Genomic DNA, 25,215 nt, shown 5'->3' with positions numbered 1-25,215 from the left:
AAAACCCAGGTTTGCACGGCGTGCCGCGACTGTCATGGATCGCTGCGCTTTGTCCAAATGCTGTTGCTGGAGCAACAGTGGCGGGCGTCCCCGCGCCGTAAACACGGGCCCGCGCGCCCGGCACGGAGTGTGCAACCACCCTGGGACTTGATCACTGCCCAGGAGCCCACCCCCATGACCGAGCAACACGTCATCAACCCGCTGTCCATCGGCGTCGACTACACCACCCTGGCCGAACGTTTCCGCCCTATTTTCCAGCGCATCGCCGACGGCGCGGTTGAACGCGAGCACAGCCGCACCCTGCCCCATGAGCCGATCCGCTGGTTGAAGGAAGCCGGCTTCGGCGCGGTGCGAGTGCCGGTGGAATATGGCGGTGGCGGTGCATCCCTGCCGCAGCTGTTTGAACTGCTGATCGAACTCGCCGCCGCCGACTCCAACGTGCCCCAGGCCCTGCGCGGGCATTTCGCGTTTGCCGAAGACCGCCTGAACGCGCCGCCGGGCGCGGGGCGCGACCTGTGGTTCAAGCGTTTTGTCGACGGCGACCTCGTCGGCTGCGCCTGGACAGAAATCGGCGCTGTCGCAATTGGCGATGTGGTGACCCAGGTCAGCCCCAACGGTGACGACTGGGTACTCAACGGCGAAAAGTTCTACAGCACCGGCAGCCTGTTTTCCGACTGGATCGACGTGTACGCCCGGCGCAGCGACACCGGCGGCGACGTGATCGCCGCCACCCGCACGCGCCAGCCAGGCGTGGTGCAAAGCGATGACTGGGACGGCTTTGGCCAGCGCACCACCGGCAGCGGCACCACGCGCTTTACCGATGCGGTGGTCGAAGCGCACAACGTGATCGACTTTGCCGAGCGCTTCAAATACCAGACCGCGTTCTATCAACTGGTGTTGCTGGCCACCCTGGCCGGCATCGGCCGCGCCGCGCTCAACGACGTGGCCCAGCAGGTACGCAGCCGCAAGCGCATCTACAGCCACGGCAATGCCCCGCACGTCAGCCAGGACGCGCAGGTTCAACAGGTGGTCGGCGAAGTCGCCGCGCTGGTTTACGCCGCCCAGGCCAGTGCGTTGAAGGCCGCGCTGCCGGCGCAACGGGCTTATCTGGCACGTTTCGGTGGGGATGAGGTGGCCGAGCGCGAGGCCAACGTGGCGGCCGAGATCGAATCGGCGACGGCCCAGGTGGTGGTCTCGGAGCTGATCCAGCGTGCCACCAGCCAACTGTTCAACGCGTTGGGAGCCTCGGATGTGCGCCAAGGCAAGGCCCTGGACCGGCACTGGCGCAATGCGCGGACGGTGGCGTCGCATAATCCGCTGATCTACAAGGCGCGGATCGTCGGTGACTGGGTGATCAACGGCACTGAGCCGCCGTTTGTCTGGCAAATCGGCAACGGCCCGGCCAAGGCCTGAGGCCGGTTCCATATGTGGGAGGGGCTTGCTTCCGATAGCGGTGGGTCAGTCATGGATGTGTTGCTGACATCCCCTCATCGGGGCATAGGTATCTACACAACTTTTGGCGTGGCCTGAACCTGTGACGGCTCGGGAGCCGAAGCCTCTCTAACTGATGCTCCGCGACCTAAATGTGGGAGGGGGCTTGCTCCCGATGGCGGCCTGACAGCCGACCAGGATGTTGGATCAGAGCGAGTACATATCCGTTGCTGCGGTAACGGCTGCTATGGGTTCCGCCCTTACGGCGGCTCACTTTTGAAAAGCGCAAAAGTAAGCAAAACGCTCTTGCCCCACCACTCGGCACCTCGCTTAGGCTCGGTGTGCCCGTAATCCGACAGCGATTTGGGGGGCCGCCGCCACGCGCCATCCATGGCGCGGGGCGGCTAAACCGGCATCCCTGCCGGTTTACCCCCCAAATCACTATCGAATTCCGGCCAGCGTGGTTTAACGGGGCGCCTAGATCAAAAGCAAGATCAAGAGCGGCTCGCTTCGCATCGTGGTTAGCGTAGGCTGCTGCTACACAGTTGTGTAGATACGTATGCTCATCGGGGGCAAGCCCTAATGCCAGTCAGTTAAGGCTTTTTGTAGGAACGAGGCGGGCGGCTAGCCCTTGCTCGCGAAAAACTCACAGGCACCGCGTTCATTCAGAAAGCACGCGTTATCGTTGACGTTTTTCGCGAGCAAGCTCGCTCCTACAGACGGCGGTGTACGCTTAACTGACTGGCATTAGGGCAAGCCCCCTCCCACATTTGGAACGCGGGGCTTCAGTCAGAGAGGCTTCGGCTCCCGAACTGTCGCGGGACCGCGCCCCTCTTAGAACGCGAGTTTGTAGCCCACCGCCATCAACATCACCGCCAGGCACGGACGCAGCACCGCGTCCGGGATCCTGCCGGTCATGTGGCTGCCCAGGTAAATGCCCGGCAGCGAGCCCATCAGCAAAAAGCCCAGCAGGTGCCAGTCCATATTGCCCATGCTCGCATGGCCCAGGCCCGCCACCAGGGTCAGCGGCACGGCATGGGCGATCTCGGTGCCCACCAGGCGGCGCGTGGCGAGGAACGGGTACAGGATGAACAGTGCCACGGTACCCAGCGCGCCGGCACCGATGGAGGTCAGCGCCACCATGGTGCCAAGGACGACACCCGTTACTACGGTGAGCGCATTCAGGTTGCGCGGGCGCATGTGATAGTCGTCACCGGCATGGCGCTGGGCGAACGCCAGCAAGCGTTGCTTGAACAGGATCGCCAGGGCCGTCAGCAGCAACACCACACCCAGTGCCTGTTTGATCACCGCGTTCATGGCGCTGGGGTCGGTGTGCAGGCTGGCGAGGAACCACAGGGTCAGCAGCACCGCAGGCACACTGCCCAGGGTCAGCCAGCCGGTGATGGTCCAGTCGATGTTCCGGTTCTTGCTGTGCACCAGCACACCACCGGATTTGGTAATGGCGGCATACAACAGGTCCGTGCCAACGGCGGTGGCCGGGTTGATGCCGAACCACAACAGGATCGGCGTCATCAGCGAGCCGCCACCCACGCCGGTCATGCCCACGATAAATCCTACGATCAGGCCGGCAACCACGAAACCCACATTACCCACATCCATTACAGCTACCTGCGGCCTTATAAAATTCTGGCGGCAGGATAGCGATTTTTCTTATAACCACTTATATCAATATGATCTGACTTTATGCCTTTCCTGCTAATCGCCGGCAGGCATACGCTTGGGTCTGATACGCAAAGGCCACGGTGTCACGGCCCTTCAAGGCGGGATGGGTGTCGATCAGTTGCTGCAATTGCGCCGTGACGCCGGCTTTTTCTGCAGGAGGCAATGCGGCGATAAAGCTGACCGACAGGATGCGGTCCATGATCACTTCCTTCGGGCTGCCGACATGGTGATAGGCAAAGCAGGTCAGTTCAGGGGCGGAAAAATACTCACCGGTGAAGGCCTCGCGCCAACGTCCGTTATGAAAACGCGGGGTGTCGCCCTCGTAGGGGGTAATGATGGCCGTGATGGCAGCGATCCAGTCCACCGACTCATCGCGCACATTCCACACCAGCCCCAAACGCCCTTCGGGTTTGAGTACACGGTGGATCTGCGCCAGCGCCGCCTCACTGGAAAACCAGTGGAAGGCCTGGGCGCAGACCACCGCATCGGCGCTCGCGGACGCCAAAGGCATGGACTCGGCCGTGCCATTGACCAGCCGTACGCCCGGCAGCAGCTTGACCAACTGGGCGCCCATTTCCATCACCGGTTCGACGGCGATCAGCGTCGGCGCCAGGCTGCTGAGCAGGCGCGTGAACTTGCCGGTGCCGGCCCCCAGGTCGATCACGGTCGAGTGGGCATCGATGCCCAGCGCGTCGGCCAGCCAGCCGGTGAGTTGTCGCGGGTAGCCCGGGCGGCCTTGCGCGTAAGTACGGGCCTGGGTAGAGAAACCTTGCTGAGCGGACGCGTGGACACCAGTCATTGCCAATCTCTCTTCGGGTAAAGCGGGGGCCACAGTGTGCGCCGTCTCGCAGTTATTTTCTAATCGCTGGATCGACGGCAGGCAACCACACACGAAACCGCGCGCCGCCCAAGGGTGAAGCCTCGGCGGTCAAGCTGCCGCCTTGGGCTTGCAGGGCCCGCCGGCTGATGGCCAGGCCCAGGCCGAAACCACCGGTGGCGCGGTCGCGGCTACGGTCCAGACGGTAGAACGGTTCGAAGATGCGCTCGCGCTGGTCCGGCGGAATGCCGATGCCATCATCCTCCACGAAGATTTCACAGCCGTTGGGGCAGACCCTGACGCCGACCTGGATGCGCGTGTCGCAGTAACGCGTGGCGTTGCGCAACAGGTTCTGCAGGGCACGGGCGGTCAGGCGCGGGTCGAGGCTGAAGCGCTCCACGGCGCAGTCGAGCGCCACGTCGATAACGATCTCGGGGTTCTCCAGTTCATCGTCGACACTGCCCAATACGCTGTCGATGAATTCGTCGAGCACCACCTCCACGCGCTCCGGCTCCTGCGCCGGGTTTTGCAGGCGGCTGTAGGAAAGCAACTCCAGCACCAGCTCATCCAGTTCACGAATATGCGCCACCAGGCTTTGCAAGCGCTCCCGGCTGGCCGCAGGCAAGTCCTCTGCCAGCGCCAGGGCCAGGCCGAAATCCAGGCGGGTCAGCGGCGTGCGCAGTTCATGGGACACCGCGTTGAGCAGGTCGCGCTGCTGATTGAGCAGGTGTTCGATGTCGTCGGCCATGGTATCGAACACCGAGGCGAGGCTGCCGATGCTGGAGCTGGCGGGAATCAGCGTGCGCTCGGCCAGGTTGCCCCGCCCCAATTGCGCAGCGGTGCTTTTCAAGCGCTCCAGGTCGCGCCAGTGCGGGCGCAGCCACACCAGCAGGCAGGCGAGCAGCGCCGCGACGATCAGCACGTTGATCGCCCAATACAGCACGTTCATGTCCAATGGATCGGGCGGTACCGTCAGTTTGACCACGAATTGCTCGTTGATCGGCGAGCTGATTTCCTCCATCCAGCCCCACTCCCCCAGGCGCACCACCGATTTGCCCTGTTCCAGCAGTTTTTCTTCCGCCGGGGTATAGCGCGCATCCTGGCGCAGCAGCAATTGCACCTTCAACGGCGCAAAATCGCGGCCCAGCTGCTCGGTGACCTGTGACCAGCGCTCCACCGGTGCGCGCACGTATTGCTTGACGATCAGCTTCTGCTGGCCGCGGGTCTGCTCGATGTTGTAGTTCATGTAACGGTGTTCGAACAGCTGGATCACCAGGGAGGGGATCAAGTAGATCGCCGCGCTGTAGGTGACGATAGTGATCAGGTAGAGGCGCAGCAGGACTCGAAACATGGCTCAGCATTCCCACTCGGAACGGCTGAACAGGTAGCCCTTGCCCCACACGGTCTTGATCTTGCGCGCTTCGCCGGCGTGGTCGTCGAACTTGCGGCGCAGCTTGGAGATGGCCACGTCCACCGAACGGTCGGTGCCATTGAATTCGATACCGCGCAGGCGTTGCAGGATCTGGTCGCGGCTGAGCACTTCACCGGCATGTCGCGCCAGCACCACCAGCAGGTTGTACTCGCCGCTGGACAGCTCCACCGCCTGCTCGCGCCAGGTCACGGTACGCTCGCACAGGTCGATGCATAGATTGCCCATGATGATACGGTCGCTGGCCACCTGGGGTTCCGACAGGCTGCTGCGGCGCAGCAAGGTGCGCACACGGGCGAGCAGCACCCGTGGCTCGCAGGGTTTGGTCACATAATCGTCGGCGCCCATTTCCAGGCCCAGCACCTGGTCGTGACTGTCGTCACGGGCGGTGAGCATCAGGATCGGCAGGCCCGCCGAGTCGGCGCGCAGCAGGCGGCAGACCTGCAGGCCGTCGAGGCCGGGCAGCATCAGGTCGAGAATGACCAGGTCCGGCGGGTTCAGGCGCGCGCGTTCGCGCACCTGGTCGCCACGGCTGAGCACGCTGACGTGGTAGCCATTGCGTTCCAGGTAGCTGGCAATCAGCTCGGAGAGCGCGGCGTCGTCTTCCACCAGCAGGATGTTGGGCATGAAGGTGTTTCCAGAAAATACAATGATAAGTCGTACGCAAACCCCATGTGGGAGGGGGCTTGCTCCCGATGAGGGAGTGTCAGTAATACATCTGTGACTGACACACCGCCATCGGGAGCAAGCCCCCTCCCACATTTGGTCTTTGTTGTCAGCGAGGTTGTGCAAGGATATACGCCCCCGAGGCCAAGCGCCCCGGCCCTTACATTTCTTCACAGACGCACTACACAGCTTCACAGCACCACGGCGCAGGTGACCTTAGGATGCGCCAGTCAATATTGGGATAAGAGCATGTCGAAGAATCTGTTTGCGCCGTTTTGCCTGTTGGCGCTCACCCTGGCGCTGAGCGCGTGTGACAACTCCACAGCCGAGGCGCCGCACGCGCCGCTGGCCAAAGTGCGCATCGAGACGCTGCAGGCCAAGCCCCTGTCCATCACCAGCGAATTGAGCGGGCGTATCGCTGCGCCGCGTATGGCCGAGGTGCGCGCACGGGTGGCCGGGGTGGTGATGCAACGGGCCTTCAACGAAGGCCGTGACGTGAAACAGGGCGACGTGCTGTTTCGCATCGACCCAGCCCCGTTCAAGGCCGACCTTGACAGCGCCCAGGCCAACCTGAGCAAAGCCGAGGCCAATGCGTTCCAGGCGCGCCTGCAAGAGCAGCGCTACAGCCAGTTGGTGGAAGGCAACGCCATCAGCGGCCAGGAATACGACAACGCCCGCGCCGCCCTGCGCCAGACCAACGCCGAGGTCGCCGCCAACAAGGCCGCCGTCGAGCGGGCCCGGTTGAACCTGGGTTACGCCACGGTGACTGCACCGATTTCCGGGCGCATCGGCCGTGCGCTGGTGACGGAAGGCGCCCTGGTCGGCCAGAACGAAGCCACGCCGCTGGCGATCATCCAGCAACTGGACCCGATCCATGCCGACCTCACTCAGTCGACCCGCGAGCTGAATGACCTGCGCCGCGCGTTTCGCGCCGGTCGCTTGCAGCAGGTCGGCCAGGACCAGGCCAAGGCCAGCCTGATCCAGGATGACGGCAGCCTGTACCCGTTGCCGGGTAAGCTGCTGTTCGCCGAGATCAGCGTCGACCCGGGCACCGGGCAGATCATCCTGCGCAGCGAATTTCCCAACCCGGACCTCGACCTGCTGCCCGGCAGCTTCGTGCGGGTGCGCCTGGAACAAGCCGTCGACCAGCAAGGCCTCAGCGTGCCGCAGCGCGCCATCACCCGCGACAGCGCCGGCATCCCCATGGTGCTGTTGTTGGACGGCGAGCAAAGCGTGCGCCAGCAGCCGGTGGAGTTGGGCGCAGTGATCGACGATCGCTGGGTGGTCAGCAGCGGCCTCAAGCCCGGTGACCGCATTGTCGTCGAGGGCCTGCAACACGCGCGCCCCGGTGAAAAAGTTGAAGTGGACGACAGCCCGCTCGTAAAGGAATAACCCGCCATGCCGCAGTTCTTTATCGACCGCCCGATTTTCGCCTGGGTGGTGGCCCTGTTCATCTTGCTGGCCGGCTTCCTGGCGATCCCGCAATTGCCGGTGGCCCAATACCCCAACGTCGCGCCGCCAAAGGTAGAAATCTACGCGGTGTACCCTGGCGCTTCGGCCCAGACCCTGGACGAAAGCGTGGTCAGCCTGATCGAGCAGGAGCTCAACGGCGCCGATCATTTGCTGTATTTCGAGTCCCAGAGCAGCCTCGGTTCGGCGACCATTACCGCCACGTTCCAGCCGGGCACCAACCCGGAAATGGCCCAGGTGGATGTGCAGAACCGCTTGAAGGCGGTGGAGCCGCGCCTGCCGCAAGCAGTGACGCAACAAGGCTTGCAGGTGGAGAAAGTCTCGGCCGGCTTCCTGCTGCTGGTCACGCTGACATCCAGCGACGGCAAGCTCGATGACGTGGCGCTCAGCGATTATCTGGCGCGCAACGTGATGAACGAGCTCAAGCGCCTGGACGGTGTGGGCAAGGCCCAGCTGTATGGCGCCGAGCGTGCCATGCGTATCTGGATCGCTCCGCAGAAGCTGATCGGTTTCAACCTCACCCCGGCCGACGTGAATGCCGCCGTCAGCGCGCAGAATGCCCAGGTGTCGGCGGGCAGCATCGGCGACTTGCCGGGCACTAACACCCAGGAAATCACCGCCGCCATTCTGGTCAAGGGCCAACTGTCGACGCCGGCGGAGTTCGCCGACATCGTGCTCAAGGCCAACCCTGACGGCTCCACCGTACGCATCGGCGATGTGGCGCGGGTCGAAGTCGGCAGCCAGGAATACCAGTTCTCCACGCGCCTGAACGGCAAACCGTCCACCGCCGTCAGCGTGCAGCTGGCGCCGGGGGCCAACGCGCTGAACACCGCGACCCTGGTGCGGGCGAAGATGGACGAACTGTCGCGCTATTTCCCGGCCAACGTGGAATACAAGATCCCCTACGACACCTCGCCGTTCGTCAAAGTCTCGATCACCAAGGTGGTCTACACCTTGCTCGAGGCAATGGCGCTGGTGTTCGCGGTGATGTTCCTGTTCCTGCAGAACGTGCGCTACACCCTGATCCCTACGCTGGTGGTGCCGATTGCGTTGATGGGCACCTTTGCCACCATGCTGTTGCTGGGTTTTTCGATCAACGTGCTGACCATGTTCGGCATGGTGCTGGCGATCGGCATCCTGGTGGACGATGCGATTGTGGTGGTGGAGAACGTCGAACGGATCATGGCCACTGAAGGCCTGTCGCCCAAGGAGGCGACGAAAAAGGCCATGGGCCAGATCACCGGCGCCATTGTCGGTATCACCCTGGTGCTGGTCGCGGTCTTCCTGCCGATGGCGTTCATGCCAGGCTCGGTGGGGGTGATCTACCAGCAGTTCTCGTTGTCGATGGCCACCTCGATCCTGTTCTCGGCCTTTCTGGCCCTGACCTTGACGCCAGCGCTGTGCGCCACCTTGCTCAAGCCGATTGCCCAGGGCGAGCACCATGCCAGGGGTGGTTTTTTCGGCTGGTTCAATAAACGCTTTGAACAGCTCACCGACCGCTACGAAGGCTGGGTGGCCTATGCGCTCAAGCGCAGCGGCCGTTACCTGCTGATCTACCTGGTATTGCTGGTGGGCCTGGGGCTGCTGTTCAGTCGCCTGCCCTCCTCATTCCTGCCGGTGGAAGACCAGGGCTACACCATCACCGATATCCAGCTGCCACCGGGCGCCAGCAAAAACCGCACGGTGCAGGTGGCCGAGCAGATCGAGGCGCACAACGCCAGCGAGCCGGGGGTGGGCGATACCACCATGATCATGGGTTTCAGTTTCTCCGGTTCCGGGCAGAACGCGGCGCTGGCGTTCACCACGCTCAAGGACTGGTCTGAGCGCGGCAGCGATGACTCCGCGGCGTCGATTGCCGACCGCGCCAACATGGCCTTCAGCGGGCTCAAGGATGCGATCGCCTATGCGATCCTGCCGCCGCCGGTAGACGGCCTGGGCACCTCCAGCGGCTTCGAGTTCCGTCTGCAGGACCGTGGCGGCGTCGGCCATGCGGGGCTGATGGCTGCGCGCACCGAGCTGCTGGAAGCTGCCGGGAAAAGTCCGGTGCTGGCCAACGTGCGCGAAAGCGCCCTGGCCGAAGCGCCGCAGGTGCAGCTGGAAGTGGACCGCAAGCAGGCCAATGCGCTGGGAGTATCGTTCGCCGATGTGGGCAATGTGCTGTCGTCGGCCATCGGTTCGGCCTACATCAACGACTTCCCCAACCAGGGCCGCATGCAGCGTGTGGTGGTGCAGGCTGAAGGCGACCAGCGCAGCCAGGTGGCGGACTTGATGAAGATCAACGTGCGCAACAACGCCGGGAAGATGGTGCCGTTGTCTGCCTTTGTCGAAGCCAAATGGACCCAGGGCCCGACGCAATTGACCCGCTACAACGGCTACCCGGCCATCGCCATCAGCGGCGAAGCGGCGCCGGGCCACAGTACCGGCGAGGCGATGGACGAAATCCAGCGCCTGGTCAGCCAGTTGCCGGCGGGCCTGGGCCAGGAATGGACGGGGTTGTCGTTGCAGGAACGTTTGTCCGGCTCCCAGGCGCCGTTGTTGCTGGGCCTGTCGCTGTTGATCGTGTTCCTGTGCCTGGCGGCCTTGTATGAGAGCTGGTCGATCCCGACCTCCGTGTTGTTGGTGGTGCCCCTGGGCGTGCTCGGCGCGGTGGTGGCCGTGAGCCTGCGCGGCATGCCCAACGATGTGTTCTTCAAGGTCGGCTTGATCACCATCATCGGTTTGTCGGCGAAGAACGCGATTCTGATCATCGAGTTCGCCAAGGACCTGTACGAGCAGGGTGAAGATCTGATCGACGCCACCTTGAAGGCGGCGCGGCTGCGCCTGCGCCCGATCATCATGACATCGCTGGCGTTCATCCTTGGCGTGGTGCCGCTGGCGATTGCCACCGGTGCCAGCTCGGCGAGCCAGCAGGCGATTGGTACGGGGGTGATCGGCGGGATGATCACCGCGACATTGGCGGTGGTGTTCGTGCCGGTGTTCTTTGTGGTGGTGATGAAACTGGTGCGCAAGCGTCACACGGCAGATTAAGCTTTTTGTAGGAGCGAGGCGGGCGGCTAGCCCTTGCTCGCGAAGAACTCAGGGCCTGCGCGTTTATTCAGACAGAACGCGTTGGCTGGACGTTTTTCGCGAGCAAGCTCGCTCCTACAGGGGTTATCGATCAAGTTCATGATCAAGTACAACCGAATAAGCTATGGTGCTCACTACTGCCTATTGTGAGTCGCCATGCCCTTCCTCGCCCGCACCCACCCTCGCCTCTCAGCCGCCGCCGTGCTCGGCCTCGCCGTGGGCATCCTGGTACCCGCCGATACGCTGGCCAGCAAAATTTTGATCGGCTGGAACGCCGGGGTCTGGACCTACCTGGTGCTGATGCTGTGGCTGACCAGCCGTGCCAAGGCAGAGGACGTCAAGCGCATCGCCGAGGTCGAGGACGAAAACGCCGGCCTGGTGCTGTTCACGGTGTGCATCGCCGCCATCGCCAGCCTGGCCACCATCACCTTCGAACTGGTCGGCAGCAAAGACCTGGCGCCCACCGAACGTCTGTTGCACTACGGCTTCACCGGCTTGACGGTGATCGGTTCATGGCTGTTGATCGGGGTGATTTTCAGCGTGCACTACGCCAGGCTCTATTACACCTGGAACGGCAAGGAGCCGGCGCTGCGTTTTGCCGAAGGCTTGCTCACGCCCAACTATTGGGACTTCCTGTATTTCTCCTTCACCATCGGCGTGGCGGTGCAGACGTCCGATGTGGGCGTCGCCACCCGTGGCTTGCGCAAGGTGGTGCTGGGGCAATCGTTGATCGGTTTTCTGTTCAACACGGCGATTCTGGGGTTTTCGATCAATATCGCCGCAGGCCTGTTTGGCTGAGTTGCACAAACCTTCTAGACGCCTGGCCGCCCTTGGGCGCTAATGGCGATACACATTCACCCTCGGTGTTGTATGGCCGCGCACAATTGGATCGATCTGTCCCAGGACGCCGACACCGGCATCGAGACCCTGCGCGCGCATTTCGAGGGCCACGCCTACGATCCCCACTGGCACGACAGCTACCTGATCGGCGTCACCGAGCAAGGCGTACAGCAATTCAACTGCCGCCGCACGCGCCACAACAGCGTACCGGGCCAAGTGTTCCTGGTGGAACCCGGTGAGTTGCACGACGGCGACGCGCCCACCCCGGACGGCTTCACCTATCACATGCTGTACCTCGACCCGCACTGGTTGGCGCGTGAAGTGAGCGCAGTGTTCGAAGAGGCGCCGCTGGACAGCCAGTTGAGTTTCGCCAGCACCTTGACCGGCGATCCGCGCCTGGCCCTGGCCACCAGCCAGGCCTTTCAAACCTTGCACAGCGGCGAGCTGCGCATTGTGCGGCAACGCGCCATGGACCAATTGCTGGAGCGCCTCACCGGCCACCTCTACTGGCGCATCCGCTACCGCGAGGACCCGCGATTGCCGCAGGTGGCGCACAAGGCCAGGGAATACCTGCATGCCCATCTGCACGCAGACATCGGCATGGACGAACTGGCTCTGGCCTGCGGTGTCGACCGCTTCCGCCTCAGTCGCGCCTTCAAGAGCGCGTTCGGCCTGCCGCCTCACGCCTATCTGGTGCAACTGCGCCTGGCTCGCGCTCGGCATTTGCTGGGCAAGGGCGAGCAACCGGCGGATGTGGCGATGGCCCTGGGTTTTGCCGATCAGAGTCACCTGGGCCGCTGGTTCGTGCGCGCCTACGGCCTCACGCCCGCCGCGTACCGCAAGCGTTGCTCAAATGTTCCAGACAGGTAGCGTTCAGGCCTGTGAAGATCGACTCCATCAATTGATTATTGGGGGTCGCCCGCCATGTTGCCGTTTATCCTGTTTGCCTTTGTCGCCTCCATCACCCCGGGTCCTACCAATATCCTGGTGCTGAGTAACAGCGCGCGGTATGGCTTTAAGGCCGCACTGCCGATCATCCTCGGCGCCTGCCTGGGTGCAGCAGGCATTGTGCTGTTGGTGGGCTCCGGTGTGGGCCAGTCACTGGTGCATTTGCCCAAGGTACAAAGTGCGATGCAGTGGGCCGGCGTGGCCTGGCTGAGCTATCTCGCCTGGCAGATTTTCAGCGCGCCAGTGGAGGCCTTGGACGTACAGTCAGCGCAAAAGCGACTGGGTTTCAGCGGTGCCGCCAGCCTGCAATTGATCAACCCCAAGACCTGGATGATGGCGCTGGCAGTGGTCAGTGTATTTGCGGGTAATGGTGCCGAACGCCAGAGCCAGGTAATGACCCTGTCGATGGTTTTTTTCCTGATTTCTTTGCCATGCCTGGCAACCTGGGCCGTGCTGGGTGCGGGCTCAAGCCAGTTCCTGCGTTCGCCAAGTGCCATGCAACGCTTCAACCGCTGTATGGCCCTGCTTCTGCTGGGTTCGACCTGGCTGAGTGTAGTGATCTGAATGTAAAAAAAAGGGGGAAGCCGTAGCTTCCCCCTGTTCAATCGAACGACAACTTCAGAAGTCGTACCGCACGCCGAAGTTGACGCCCCAAGGCTGGTCGATCTTCTTGCCCTGGCTGGTTTCGAAGTCGGCATGCAGCTTGACGTTCTCCGATACGGCCATGGCTACACCGGCCGCCAGCTCGATGCGCGAGCCGGACAGGTCGTTGTTGAAGCTCTGGTCGTTGATGAACACCTTGTTGCTCTGGTCAAACTCGTGGGCGACCGCAGTACGCAAGTAAGGCTGCAGGATACCGCCGCTCTCCAGTTGGATGTTCTTGCCCGCCGTCACACCCAGCTTCCCGACCACCGAACTGGAACGATCACCCTTGGCGTGCAACCCATTGGTCAGGTCGTAGCTTTGCGCCTGGGTGATGGTGGCCGACAACTGCCCATAAGGCTCGACGAAAAAGCCGTCGTCCAGCTTGATATGGCGACCGAACTCAGCCGAGGCACCCACGGCGTTTTGCGCGTAGTTGCCTTTGGCTTTCTTGCCATCGCTCATGGTCACATTGTTGTCGGTGTGCAACCGGTTGAGCTTGGCCACACCGTCGAAGTACAGACCGCTTTCAGCGTCCAGCCAGGTGGCATAACCGCCCACATAGTAGCTCTTGACCTCGCCGCTGCTGCCACGGTTCAGGCTCAGGTCGGAGACGCTGTGACCGGCCATCATACCGGCGATCCACTGGCCGTCCCCTCCGGACAACGGCGCGTCGGCACCGATGGTGAAGCCCTTCTGGTTTTGCGTATAGCCCGCACCGTTCTTGTTGGCCGCCACATTGAATTTGTTGCCGTAGCTGCGCATCCACATACCGTTGCCCGCGCCTTCGCTGAAGCGCAATTCGCCCATGCGCGTACGCAGGATGCTCATCTCGCCATACAGCACGGTCGGCGCGCTGTTGAACAAGGCCAGCACCGAGTGGGCGGTAGTACTGGTGCCGCGACGAGAGGGGTCGAGCAGCCAGTCGGTACCTTCTTTCTTCAAGCCGTAATCATAGGCGCCAATATCAACGGTGCCGCCCGCCAGGGCGAACTGCGCATCACCGCCTTCGGTGTGCACCACCTTGATCGGCTCGCCCTTGGCCAGTTCGGACCCGGTGGCCGCCAACAGCAGGCTGTGGTTACCTTCGGCCTTGCCCTGCACGTTGAGGAAGTCGGTCTGGTTGGTGGAAAAGTCGGTGTGCATGACGAAGGTGCCGTTACCGTCCAGGCTCTTCACATCCAACTGGTAGAACTCATTTGGCCCGCCGAAGGTCACAGCACCGCCGCCCATCTTCAAGGCGTCGACATTGCTGTCGCCGACCAGCACCCAGTTGGACGCTTCGTTCACACTCAACTCGGCGACGTTTTTCAACTGGCCGGTCAGCCAGGCTCCGTTGTTGAGTTGCACCTTGGCATGACTGCCCTCTTCCACCACCACGTCGCCGAACAGTGAGCTGTTATCCACGTTCATGTTCGCGGTGGAACCACCGGTCACTTCCAGGATATTGCCGTTGTCGCCGGTCAAGGTAGAACCATTGAGGACCTTGATGTCGGCATCAGTCGCACCATACTCATCCCCCATCACCAACAGTGCCGCGCCGTTACGACCCTCGACATGGGAACCGTCCAGCACCAGGCTGCTTGAGTTCTTGTCGCTCGCCTCGTAGCGCAGCTCCACGCCATTCTGGCCGCCGACGATGCGACTGCCGCTGGCTGTCGCACCGGCACCCAGCAGCCGGACGCCCACGCCGGTTTCATCCGTCGCAATCACGTCCGAATTGATGAAGTTCAATTGGCTGAACGCCGAAGCAATCGCGCCCATGGTGGTGCCCGTAACGGTGCTGCCGGACACATTTACGGTCGAGCCGTTCGACGTCAGAAAATTGCGGCCCGCACTGATCCCTACACCGCCTTGGTTGGTGACCGTGCTGTTGTTGATGTCTGCGGTGCTACCGGTCAAATGAATCGCATAGGGAGAAGAACTACGCGCTTGAACTGTCGCGCCATTCAAGGTGATTTTCGAGCCACCGGACGCCTGGATTTCTTGTGCAATGGTGCCTTCATTCAGCGTCATCCTCGATCCGACCACTTGGGATTGACGCAAGGTGGCCCCGTTAGAAATCAGGTGAGAGTCCCCCGTGACATACCAGTTGTCGACGTAATAGCCCGCCCCAATCGTGCGTTCCTGCCCTTGAGACACTTCCTGTCGAGCCTCGGCAACCGAAGTACCGAGTATCAGGAACCCCATGGCGGGTGCCTGGATGGCAATGGCCAAAGGGTGTTTTCTAAAAAAAGCATTCATTCTCATTTTGCGCGCATACCCGTGAAGAACCTTCCCATCAGGGAACGAATTGACCGGCACCAAGCAAGGCAGGGGCAGGCCGTGACGGAGCGCAGATTAAGAAATAGGGAGGAAGGGGTATGTAGGACTTGTCCTAACCAAAGCAGCCAAAATCGCAGCGTCGAGCAACGCAGGCTTGAAGAAGACCCATTGCAGGTCCTCTTCAAGCCCAACCTGTTAAGCCCAGGTGGTTCCGTCGCAATAGGTTGGCGTTGAGCCCGACAGATACGTACGCACCAAGGCTAGTGTTTCGATAGAGCTCACCGGACTGGGACCTGCAATGGGTACCAAATACTTGATACGTACGGAGCCGGCAGAAAGGCTCGCCGCGTTGATAGGTTTGATGAATGTACTACCCGGTCTGACAGCAACTCTGAAACCTGTAACCACTTCGCTGCTATTGACCGTGTGAGTAAACGTATCCGAAGCCGCGGAAATTGGCGTCAGTCCTGCGTCATCGCTGAATGCCATCCACTCTAAAGGAATGACCATTCCCTCAGTAATGAGAGGATGGGGCGGTACGAAAACCATCAGGGTATCACTTGGCTGTGGAACCGCAGAGCAGCCGATGATGACCTGCCCGGTTGGTGTGGTGATGGCACCGACCACCGAAGGCTGCTGGAATGTAATGACATTGGCCGAGACATCAATACCTTGCACCAATGAATAGTTGGCGTTGATGCTAGTCGTCGTGACGATTCGATACTGCAATGGAATCCCAACGCCGTTGCCTTGCCTGGAAATGAATGGCCATGGCACATGCATAGGAATGACATCACCCGGGTTCGCCGTAGTGTTATCAACCGCAACACTGTCAACCCGCTCGCCCCCATAATACAGTTCAATTGTGAAGGGTCCGGCTGAAGGCAAGGGCGCGGCACTCCACAAAGTCACCGCGACCGGCGCGTCCTGCTGCGCGTCACGTGGGTCCAGCGCATTCGGCAATGCCGAGACGGGCCCCGTCAATACAGGCGCGGGCAGATTGGGGTTGTTCAAGTCAGGCTCGGCAGGGTTGACCGGGCCGGGCGCGAACAGGTATAGCTCGATCACCGCAGCCGTGAGCACCCAAGTGAACACACCGCCACGCTCAACGGCATATTCTACCGTCAATGCGATAGGCCCGTTGCTCGAACCATATAAGATGCGCAGTACCGGGTAATCCACCGGGAAATTATAAGGAAGCGCAGTGGATCCCAGCGGGATGGGACCGACCTGCTGATTACCGTGCAACGTGGTCAGGCGCACGTAAAGGTTGTCTTTACTGCGATCCGGGACATAGTTGGGGATAATCACATCCATTCCCGACGCTGCAGCCGCATCCATCCGGTCGATCAGGCGATCGCCGACCCCCGTAAGGCTCAATGCCAACCTGACGCCCGGCGTCTGAAGGACCGGAGCAGGCATGATGGCAATGACCACCGATAACCCGAGCGAAGGCAGAATGCTGGGGTTGCCGGAAGCGTCGCGTAACCGGTAATAAAGGCTTCGAGCGCCTTCCCACTTCTTCGCTTGATCCAGGGTGAGTACCACGACTTCATCGGGAAACACCGGGCCTGATGCAACGACATCTCCGAAAGGCCCCTCCAGCAACTCCCATGTGTCTCCCAGCTGTGCATCAAAGGCGTCATAATTGGGAATTGGAAATCTTGCCTCATTGCCGTTATCGGCAAAATATTTGGCATCCAGCGGCCCGGAATGCCCGACAGGCATCGACAACGGTCGCGGAGCAATACCGGCAGTCTGGTAGGGCCCGGTTCGATCGACAATAAACGTGACCGTATTGGAACCCGAGATATTAGTGCCGAAGGTATTGGTCACCTTATAACTGTACGAGTGAGTGCCTTCAGTTAGTTCAATCTCAGCTATCCGGGCCACATACGGTCCTGCCGTACGATGCACGTCTTGGCCAATATAGCCGGACTCGAAGTTACCCGTGTCATCAATATAATTATCTCGAGTGGCAGGATCCGCCGGGGACGGGACAGGTAACCACGCTGGAATGTCCAGCAGTAGATCCTGATCCACCGCAGCGCGGGTCAGCAAACCAGGATAAAGGGTGTTATCAACATACCCGCGCGGCACTGCCGCAGGCAGCGAAATGGGTACAGGGTCTGCCAGTTTGCTCTTTTGAATGGCGAAAGGGCCTAGTTTCTTTTTCATATCAAGTCACTCACCGTAGTTATATGCACCCGTGTTGAAATACTCGCCGCCTTGAGGCGAGCCTGTAATACGGATAACCCAGCGCATGCTTAACGTATTGAGAACCAGCAATGAAACATGCCATACAACACCCGAACAGCCGTTGGCATAGCGTCGAATCATTCCGCTTTATACTGTTGTGGCCGACCACTCACTCGCGCGTGTCATCCACCGCTGCAGGCAACCATTGCAAGTCCGTACCATCGCAAAAGCCGGGGTCTCCAGGCTGGCAGGGGTAATCGCCGCCAGGTGACTTTCGATCTATACGTACGCGCCCTTTCGGCCCCTCACTGGACTTGCCCAACAACGCGCCATTTCGATAGACGAAATATTTTGCTGTCGCGGACGCAAAGTTACGCATCGGCTCAATTTTAGTCTCCCAAGGCAACACGACTATCTCGGCCCCATTAATAAAATGTTCGGATATCAACGTTAAGCTGCCTTCAAACTCGGTGCCGAGGATAGGGTCCGACCAGTTGTTAGCCCTGAACCCCTGCCAAAAAAAATAGATGACATCGCCAACGTCCATCGGTGCCACAACAGGCACTTTCCACCGAACCCCGTGACAGATCGCAGGGCGTGAGGCACAGGTCAGATAAGGAACACTCCCATGCAACGTGTGCTTTATTTCCGGGTCGGGAAAATCGATCAAGGGGTCAACGTGAACATTGACCAACGTGTCTGGGGCCAGTTGTTCATTCACGCCGTTGCTGGTGGTGTAATGAACCGGCAGTCCAGGGTGATTGCCCTCTTCCACAACAAGGCTGCCGGATACATCCGGCACAAACCTGATTAATTGATCATAGACATCGCCTGGCTGGACCGTGTAATAGGCCACCGGCCCTCTATTGCCCCAGTACAGTGAAAGCACTTGGCCCGGTTGCGGGTCCATATAAAGTCGCACCCATACACTGGCACCAGCGATTCGGTCGCGCAAATCCAGCTCATTGAACAACCCCGACCCATTGCCGAACACCTGCACCTTGGTCAGTGAAGCGTTAAGCAACGCGGGGGCATTGGCATGGTCCTGGCCTGCAATCGTGAAGTCTGTCTCGAACGAACGTACCGGTGATGGAAAAGGGGGCCGGCCCGCTCGACGTATTTCGTATTGCACAGGTACCGACTCACGCATTAGCGGGCCCGGTATACGCAAAATTGACCAGGGGACAGTCACGGTAAATGGAAAACCAGTGATCGGCGTTTCCGCAACCGGTCGCCCGTGCCAGAGGACCACCACGGCGTCGCCTGGGGCGTATCCGTCGTATTGCGTCGGAATAACGACCGCGATGCCGGCGCGGGCATCATCGCGCTTGAGCAGCAGATCGTAGTAGGCCGGCGGCCGGATTTCGGGAGGTGGCAATCTACCGGGAGACGGAATCAGGTTGACCATAAAATCCATCGAAGCACTCAGGGGGCTGTAGTTTCCCGCCCTGTCGTAGGCACGCACCGTCATATAAGCCCTGCCGTTGGGCAGCGCGCGGAACAGGTCGCGATGAACCCTGAGCACCAGGGGTTCGTCAATGAAGTGAAACGTCTGGATATAGTCATAAATCATAGGAAACGGCGGCGTTTCATCCGACAAATACAGGGCAACCTGATCATCTCGCTCTCGCACTAGGAATTTCGGCACTTTGATCTCTATGAATTCGTAATTGGCAAGAACGCTTTCGGTAATGCCAGACGAGGCAATGTCAGAATCGACAAACTCGGGATGATCGGAAGGTGAAACAAACACCGGAGGATTGCGGTCCAGCCTCAGCATTCGGGGAGGTGAATCCACATCCGGGCTGCCCTCTTCTACAACCCGATACCGCAACTCGATGACTGCGTCGAAATCCATCATGTAGTGTGCTGGCACGTACAGGGAGTAAGGAAAGGTCGCTGCGGCAAAAGATATTTCGTCAAAAACGACGAAGTCAGCGACTCGCTCAACGCCGCCCACCTTCCAGATCAATTGGAGCGTATTGGTACGGCCCAGCGTTGGCCCCGGTGCCCATTTTTTGATACAGCACTCCAATGGCATTGCGTTGTAAGGGCTGACGATGAGCCCGTCCGGGTCTGATACCGGTACGCCGACGATCTCTGCGAAGGGGTCCAGCATCAGCACGCCATTGCGCTGTTTACGGAGGGTGGGCAATGGTCCGTTACCGGGCGTGTCCATGGTGCATGCTCCTATTCGAAGGCCGCCTGTTGAGCACGATTAGGCACCTGATTGGGGAGTGCGACTACTGTCAGACTTGACAGGTTTTCCTTGCCATTCGTCGGTTATTAAGGCTCGGGCTGCCGGCAATTTTTTCGTACAACTCTTGACGCGTTTGCTGACATGGTGTCTTCTGAAACCGGTTTCAGCCTGACCCCAAATTTTCTATTCCAATAAGAAAGGCCCGCCACCGTGACTTCATTTTCCGCCGCCCAGCGCAGCCGCGTGACCATGCTTGATGTCGCCGAGCGCGCTGGTGTGTCCAAGGCCAGCGTGTCGCGTTTTATCGGCGATGACCGCGCCCTGCTCTCCGATGCCATCGCCCTGCGCATCGAGCAAGCCATCGATGAACTTGGTTACCGCCCCAACCAGATGGCCCGTGGACTCAAACGTGGGCGCACGCGCCTGATCGGCATGCTGGTGGCCGATATCCGCAACCCCTATTCCATTGCCGTGATGCACGGCGTCGAAACCGCCTGCCGCCAGCATGGCTATAGCCTGGTGGTATGCAACACCGACCGCGATGACGAACAAGAGCGCCAGCACCTGGCGGCGCTGCGTTCGTACAACATCGAAGGGCTGATCGTGAACACCCTCGGCCATCACCTCGACCAACTGCTGGAACTGCAACGGGAAATGCCCCTGGTGCTGGTGGACCGCAAGGTCGAGCCGCTGCACAGCGACCTGGTGGGGCTGGACAACCCGGCGGCGGTGCGTATGGCGCTGGAGCACCTTGAGCAGCAGGGTTATCGCGAGGTGCTGCTGGTGAGCGAGGCGACCGACGGCACCAGTTCACGGCTCGAACGCCTGCACAGTTTCAAAACTGAAGTCGCCAACCGCCCGGACATGAACGGCGCCGTACTCGAGTTGAACGACGCGCTGGAAAATCACCTGCGCATCTTCCTGGCCAAACCCGCGCGCAAAGCGCTGTTCTGCGCCAACGGCGTGGCGGCGCTGGCGTGCACCCGTGCGCTCAAGGCGTTGGGCTGCCATCTGTTCAACGATATCGGCCTGATTGCCCTGGATGACCTCGACTGGTATCCGCTGGTGGGCAGTGGCATCACAGCGCTCGCCCAGCCGACCGAGGCGATTGGTGCCAGTGCGTTCGACTGCCTGCTCAAGCGCTTGCGCGGTGATACAGCCCCGACGCGTACCCTGGATTTTTTGCCCCAACTGATCATCCGAGGCTCCACCCAAATCCCTGTGGGAGGGGGCTTGCCCCCGATTGCGGTATATCAGTCAGCTTAGCTGTAGCTGACCCAACGCTATCGGGGGCAAGCCCCCTCCCACATGTTGTTCTGCGCATAAAAATGAAACCGGTTTCAGAGGTAAACAACAATGCATGAATATCCCGTCTCTATCAGCCTTTCCAGCTACGGCGCCGAGCTGGTCCGCCAGCAGGGCCAATTGAGTTTTGTCGCGCTGCTGCACGCCGCCGGTGCCCAACGCATCGAATGGCGTGAAGAACTGCTGACCACCGAACCGCCTGGCACCCTGGCCCAGGCCGCCGCCGAGCAAGGCCTGGAATCGGTGTTTTCCTCGCCCCTGGAACTCTGGGTTGCCGGCCGAGCCCAGCCCAATGCAGACTTGGCCGCGACCCTGGACCGCGCCCAGGCCTTCGGCTCGCGCTGGCTGAAAGTGTCCCTGGGTTACTTCACCGACACCAACGACCTCGAAAGCCTGCACGCCCTGCTCAATCGCCACGCGGTCAAGCTGCTGGTAGAAAATGACCAGACCCTGCACGGTGGGCGGATCGAGCCGATGCAACGGTTTTTCACCGAGGTCGACCGCCTGGGCCTGCCGGTCAGGATGACCTTCGACATCGGCAACTGGCAATGGCAGGACCAATCCGCGCTCACCGCCGCGCGCCTGCTGGGCCGGCACGTGGACTACTTGCACTGCAAGGCCGTGGCCCGTCGCCCGGACGGCAAGCTGGTAGCCCAGCCGCCTGGCGCCACCGACCTGCATCTGTGGGAACAACTGCTCACGCACATGACCCAAGGTATTACCCGGGCGGTGGAATTTCCGCTGCAGGGCGACGACCTGATCCAGGTCACTGCGCAACAGGTCGCCACCCTCGCCCGCCTTGGCCAACCCCGCGTGGAGAATGCCCATGTCTGAGATCGATATCCTGTCGTTTGGCGAGACCATGGCGATGTTCGTCGCCGAGCAGACCGGCGACCTGGCCCAGGTCGGCCAGTTTCACAAGCGCATTGCCGGGGCCGACAGCAATGTCGCGATTGGCCTGTCGCGCCTGGGTTTCAATGTCGCGTGGTTGAGCCGGGTGGGTAACGACTCCCTCGGGCGCTTCGTGGTCGACACCCTGGTCAACGAAGGCCTGGACTGTAGCCACGTAGCCATCGACCCGCTGCACCCCACCGGTTTCCAGCTCAAGTCCCGCGAAGAAGCTGGCGCCGATCCTCAGGTGGAGTACTTCCGCAAAGGTTCGGCGGCCAGCCATCTGTCGATTGCCGCCATCAGCCCGGCTCTGTTGCAAGCCCGTCACCTGCATGCCACCGGGATTGTGCCGGCGTTGTCCGAGGCCACCCGCGAATTGTCCGTGGAGTTGATGACACAGATGCGCAAGGCCGGGCGCAGCGTGTCCTTCGATCCGAACCTGCGTCCATCCCTGTGGGCCAGCCAGGCGCAGATGATCCGCGAAATCAACGCCCTGGCCGGCCTGGCTGACTGGGTATTGCCAGGCCTGGGCGAAGGCCAGCTGCTTACCGGCTTCGATGACCCGGCGGATATTGCCGGGTTCTACCTCGACCTGGGCGCCGAAGCGGTGGCAATCAAACTCGGGCCCGATGGCGCGTATTACCGCACCCAGATGGACCAGGGCTTTGTCGCCGCCGTGCGCGTGGACAAGGTGGTCGACACCGTGGGCGCCGGCGATGGTTTTGCCGTGGGCATGATCAGCGCCCTGCTGGAAAACGCCAGCTTTCCCGAGGCGGTACAACGCGGCAACTGGATCGGCAGCCGCGCCGTACAGAGCCGCGGCGACATGGAAGGGCTGCCCACCCGCGCCGAATTACCCAGCCGATCCGTTGCTTGACCCATTACCCAATCTCCCTGTTGCCACAACTACAACAAGCTCAGGAGCAACCTTATGGAAACCGTGAAACTCGCCACCCGCCGTTGGTGGTACATCATGCCCATCGTGTTTATCACTTACAGCCTGGCCTACCTGGACCGCGCCAACTACGGCTTCGCCGCCGCCTCGGGGATGGCCGAAGACCTGATGATCACGCCGGGCATGTCGTCCCTGCTCGGCGCGCTGTTTTTCCTCGGCTACTTTTTCTTCCAAGTGCCGGGGGCGATCTACGCGCAGAAGCGCAGCGTCAAAAAGCTGATTTTCGTCAGCCTGATCCTGTGGGGCGGCCTGGCTACCCTGACCGGGGTGGTCTCCAACGCCTACATGCTGATCGTCATTCGCTTCATGCTCGGGGTGGTCGAGGCCGCGGTGATGCCGGCGATGCTGGTGTACCTGTGCCACTGGTTCACCCGTGCGGAACGCTCGCGGGCCAACACCTTCCTGATCCTCGGCAACCCGGTGACCATGCTGTGGATGTCGGTGGTCTCGGGCTATCTGGTGCAGCATTTCAGCTGGCGCTGGATGTTTATCATCGAGGGCCTGCCGGCGGTGTTATGGGCATTTATCTGGTGGAAGCTGGCCGACGAGCGTCCCAAGGACGCCAAGTGGCTGAGCGACACGGAAAAGCACAGCCTGGAAACTGCCCTGGCCGCCGAGCAAGTCGGGATCAAGGCGGTGAAGAACTACGCCGAGGCCTTTCGCTCGCCGAAGGTGATCATCCTGGCGCTGCAGTTCTTCTGCTGGAGCATTGGCGTATACGGCTTCGTGCTGTGGCTGCCGTCGATCCTCAAGGCCGGCCTGAAAATGGACATGGTCGAAGCCGGCTGGCTGTCAGCCCTGCCCTACCTGGCGGCGGTGATCGGCATGCTGATGGTGTCCTGGGGTTCGGACAAGCTGCAAAAGCGTAAACGCTTCGTCTGGCCGCCGCTGTTGGTTGCCTCCATCGCTTTCTATGCCTCCTACGCGCTCGGGGCTGAACACTTCTGGTGGTCCTACACCCTGCTGGTGATCGCCGGGGCGTGCATGTACGCGCCTTATGGTCCGTTCTTCGCCATCGTTCCGGAAATCCTTCCGGCCAACGTCGCCGGCGGCGCCATGGCGCTGATCAACAGCATGGGCGCACTGGGCTCGTTCGGCGGTTCGTACCTGGTGGGTTACCTCAATAGCAGCACCGGCTCGCCGGGCGCTTCGTACCTGTTGATGAGCGGTGCGTTGATGCTGTCGGTGGTGCTGACGATTTTCCTCAAGCCCGGCGCCAGCGACCGCGTACGCGAGCCCGTGGCTACCCTCGAAATAAAGGCCCATTCCTGATGAAAAAATCCGTGGTTTTATACAAGAAACTCTCCGCGCCGCTGATGGCCCGCCTGCATGAGCAAGCCGATGTAACCCTGATCGACGCACTCGACGAGACCGGCCTGGCCCAACTGCGTAGCGCCCTGCCCGACGCCCACGGGCTGTTGGGCGCCAGCCTGCGCCTGGATGCCGGGCTGCTTGATCTTGCGCCGAAGCTGGAGGCGGTGGCGAGCGTTTCCGTGGGGGTGGACAACTACGATATCGACTACCTCACCCGGCGCGGCATCCTGCTCAGCAACACCCCGGATGTACTCACCGAAACCACCGCCGACACCGGCTTTGCGCTGATCCTGGCGACTGCCCGACGCGTGGTGGAACTGGCCGACATGGTGCGCGCCGGCCAATGGAACAAGAACATCGGCCCGGCACACTTCGGCAGCGATGTACACGGCAAGACCCTGGGCATCATCGGCATGGGTCGCATCGGCGAAGCCTTGGCCCAGCGTGGGCATTTTGGCTTCGGCATGCCGGTGATCTACCACAGCCATTCGCCCAAGCCTGCGGTAGAGGCGCGTTTTGGCGCGCAGTACCGCAGCTTGCCGGACTTGCTCAAGGAGGCCGATTTCGTCTGCCTGACCTTGCCGCTGACGGCTGAAACCGAGAAGCTGATTGGCGCTGAAGAGTTCGCGTTGATGGGGCCGGAGACGATCTTTATCAACATTTCCCGGGGCAAGGTGGTGGACGAAGCGGCGCTGGTCGAAGCCTTGCAACAGCGCACCATTCGCGCGGCCGGGTTGGATGTGTTCGAAAAAGAACCGCTCGACCACGCATCGCCGCTGCTGCGGTTGAACAATGTGGTGGCGACGCCGCACATAGGCTCGGCGACCCATGAGACACGCGAGGCGATGGCAAAATGTGCGGTGGATAATCTGCTGCAGGCGTTATCCGGCGAGCGCCCGCAGAACCTGGTGAACCCAGGCGCCTGGAAATAAGGGGCGAGCCCTATCACTGTAGGAGCGAGCTTGCTCGCGAAAAACGTCTAGGCAACACGTTCATTCTGAATGAACGCGGGGCCCCTGAGTTCTTCGCGAGCAAGCTCGCTCCTACAATGGCATCAGGGCAAGCCCCCTCCCACCCTTTTGCCTGCATTTCAA

The 25,215-nt window shown here is 61.2% G+C and carries 18 protein-coding genes; 11 read left to right on the top strand and 7 right to left on the bottom strand.

Annotation, left to right across the window (positions count from 1 at the left end):
• Positions 1 to 174 precede the first annotated feature (174 nt).
• The gene (locus C4J85_RS10995; RefSeq protein WP_124409580.1) at positions 175 to 1,413 is read left to right on the top strand and encodes an acyl-CoA dehydrogenase family protein; all 1,239 of its coding nucleotides are present in this window, start codon (positions 175 to 177) and stop codon (positions 1,411 to 1,413) included.
• Positions 1,414 to 2,265: 852 nt separating this feature from the next.
• On the opposite strand, the gene C4J85_RS10990 is transcribed toward C4J85_RS10995, so the two are convergent.
• The 4 genes from C4J85_RS10990 to C4J85_RS10975 all read right to left on the bottom strand — a co-directional run bounded on the left by C4J85_RS10990 (position 2,266) and on the right by C4J85_RS10975 (position 5,987).
• Positions 2,266 to 3,051 carry a sulfite exporter TauE/SafE family protein gene (locus C4J85_RS10990; RefSeq protein WP_124362418.1) on the bottom strand — a complete coding sequence of 262 codons (786 nt, stop codon included), beginning with the start codon at positions 3,049 to 3,051 and terminating at the stop codon, positions 2,266 to 2,268.
• Positions 3,052 to 3,133: 82 nt separating this feature from the next.
• The gene (locus tag C4J85_RS10985; RefSeq protein ID WP_124409579.1) at positions 3,134 to 3,913 is read right to left on the bottom strand and encodes a class I SAM-dependent methyltransferase; all 780 of its coding nucleotides are present in this window, start codon (positions 3,911 to 3,913) and stop codon (positions 3,134 to 3,136) included.
• Between the two features lie 52 nt (positions 3,914 to 3,965).
• A complete protein-coding gene (locus C4J85_RS10980) occupies positions 3,966 to 5,282 on the bottom strand; it encodes an ATP-binding protein (RefSeq protein WP_124409578.1) in 1,317 nt (438 codons plus the stop codon).
• A gap of 3 nt (positions 5,283 to 5,285) precedes the next feature.
• Positions 5,286 to 5,987, bottom strand: a complete 702-nt coding sequence (locus C4J85_RS10975) for a response regulator transcription factor (protein ID WP_124362415.1) — start codon at positions 5,985 to 5,987, stop codon at positions 5,286 to 5,288.
• A 288-nt stretch (positions 5,988 to 6,275) separates the two neighbouring features.
• Here C4J85_RS10975 and C4J85_RS10970 point away from each other — a divergent pair, with 288 nt between their 5' ends.
• From C4J85_RS10970 to C4J85_RS10950, 5 genes are all read left to right on the top strand, one after another.
• Positions 6,276 to 7,418 (top strand): efflux RND transporter periplasmic adaptor subunit, encoded by a 1,143-nt coding sequence (locus C4J85_RS10970; protein ID WP_124409577.1) that lies wholly within the window; start codon positions 6,276 to 6,278, stop codon positions 7,416 to 7,418.
• A 6-nt stretch (positions 7,419 to 7,424) separates the two neighbouring features.
• Positions 7,425 to 10,523, top strand: a complete 3,099-nt coding sequence (locus tag C4J85_RS10965) for an efflux RND transporter permease subunit (RefSeq protein ID WP_124409576.1) — start codon at positions 7,425 to 7,427, stop codon at positions 10,521 to 10,523.
• 195 nt (positions 10,524 to 10,718) lie between these two features.
• Positions 10,719 to 11,360 carry a DUF1345 domain-containing protein gene (locus tag C4J85_RS10960; RefSeq protein ID WP_124362412.1) on the top strand — a complete coding sequence of 214 codons (642 nt, stop codon included), beginning with the start codon at positions 10,719 to 10,721 and terminating at the stop codon, positions 11,358 to 11,360.
• Between the two features lie 72 nt (positions 11,361 to 11,432).
• Complete coding sequence (locus tag C4J85_RS10955) at positions 11,433 to 12,272, top strand: AraC family transcriptional regulator (RefSeq protein ID WP_124409575.1); 840 nt, start codon at positions 11,433 to 11,435, stop codon at positions 12,270 to 12,272.
• A 54-nt stretch (positions 12,273 to 12,326) separates the two neighbouring features.
• On the top strand, positions 12,327 to 12,914 hold the full coding sequence (locus C4J85_RS10950) for a LysE family translocator (protein WP_124362410.1): 588 nt from the start codon (positions 12,327 to 12,329) through the stop codon (positions 12,912 to 12,914).
• A 54-nt stretch (positions 12,915 to 12,968) separates the two neighbouring features.
• Here the strand turns inward: C4J85_RS10950 and C4J85_RS10945 are convergent, their stop codons facing one another.
• From C4J85_RS10945 to C4J85_RS10935, 3 genes are all read right to left on the bottom strand, one after another.
• Complete coding sequence (locus C4J85_RS10945) at positions 12,969 to 15,242, bottom strand: autotransporter outer membrane beta-barrel domain-containing protein (protein ID WP_124409574.1); 2,274 nt, start codon at positions 15,240 to 15,242, stop codon at positions 12,969 to 12,971.
• Positions 15,243 to 15,452: 210 nt separating this feature from the next.
• The gene (locus C4J85_RS10940; RefSeq protein ID WP_124409573.1) at positions 15,453 to 17,435 is read right to left on the bottom strand and encodes a hypothetical protein; all 1,983 of its coding nucleotides are present in this window, start codon (positions 17,433 to 17,435) and stop codon (positions 15,453 to 15,455) included.
• 190 nt (positions 17,436 to 17,625) lie between these two features.
• Positions 17,626 to 19,635 carry a hypothetical protein gene (locus C4J85_RS10935; protein ID WP_124409572.1) on the bottom strand — a complete coding sequence of 670 codons (2,010 nt, stop codon included), beginning with the start codon at positions 19,633 to 19,635 and terminating at the stop codon, positions 17,626 to 17,628.
• Between the two features lie 231 nt (positions 19,636 to 19,866).
• On the opposite strand from C4J85_RS10935, the gene C4J85_RS10930 reads away from it, so the two are divergent.
• The 5 genes from C4J85_RS10930 to C4J85_RS10910 all read left to right on the top strand — a co-directional run bounded on the left by C4J85_RS10930 (position 19,867) and on the right by C4J85_RS10910 (position 25,053).
• Positions 19,867 to 20,922 (top strand): LacI family DNA-binding transcriptional regulator, encoded by a 1,056-nt coding sequence (locus tag C4J85_RS10930; protein WP_124366653.1) that lies wholly within the window; start codon positions 19,867 to 19,869, stop codon positions 20,920 to 20,922.
• A gap of 90 nt (positions 20,923 to 21,012) precedes the next feature.
• The gene (locus tag C4J85_RS10925) at positions 21,013 to 21,795 is read left to right on the top strand and encodes a sugar phosphate isomerase/epimerase (RefSeq protein ID WP_124409571.1); all 783 of its coding nucleotides are present in this window, start codon (positions 21,013 to 21,015) and stop codon (positions 21,793 to 21,795) included.
• Positions 21,788 to 22,729 (top strand): sugar kinase, encoded by a 942-nt coding sequence (locus tag C4J85_RS10920; protein ID WP_124409570.1) that lies wholly within the window; start codon positions 21,788 to 21,790, stop codon positions 22,727 to 22,729. The genes C4J85_RS10925 and C4J85_RS10920 overlap by 8 nt, the downstream gene beginning before the upstream one ends.
• A 54-nt stretch (positions 22,730 to 22,783) precedes the next feature.
• Positions 22,784 to 24,079: an MFS transporter gene (locus tag C4J85_RS10915; protein WP_124409569.1), complete on the top strand. Its 1,296-nt coding sequence runs from the start codon at positions 22,784 to 22,786 to the stop codon at positions 24,077 to 24,079.
• Complete coding sequence (locus C4J85_RS10910; RefSeq protein ID WP_124409568.1) at positions 24,079 to 25,053, top strand: D-glycerate dehydrogenase; 975 nt, start codon at positions 24,079 to 24,081, stop codon at positions 25,051 to 25,053. The genes C4J85_RS10915 and C4J85_RS10910 overlap by 1 nt, the downstream gene beginning before the upstream one ends.
• Positions 25,054 to 25,215 lie beyond the last annotated feature (162 nt).

Origin of the sequence: Pseudomonas sp. R4-34-07, from assembly GCF_003852375.1 — a bacterium.
GTDB lineage: Bacteria > Pseudomonadota > Gammaproteobacteria > Pseudomonadales > Pseudomonadaceae > Aquipseudomonas.
Note: the sequence above shows the minus strand (reverse complement) of the source record. Positions and strands in the feature narration are given on the sequence as shown.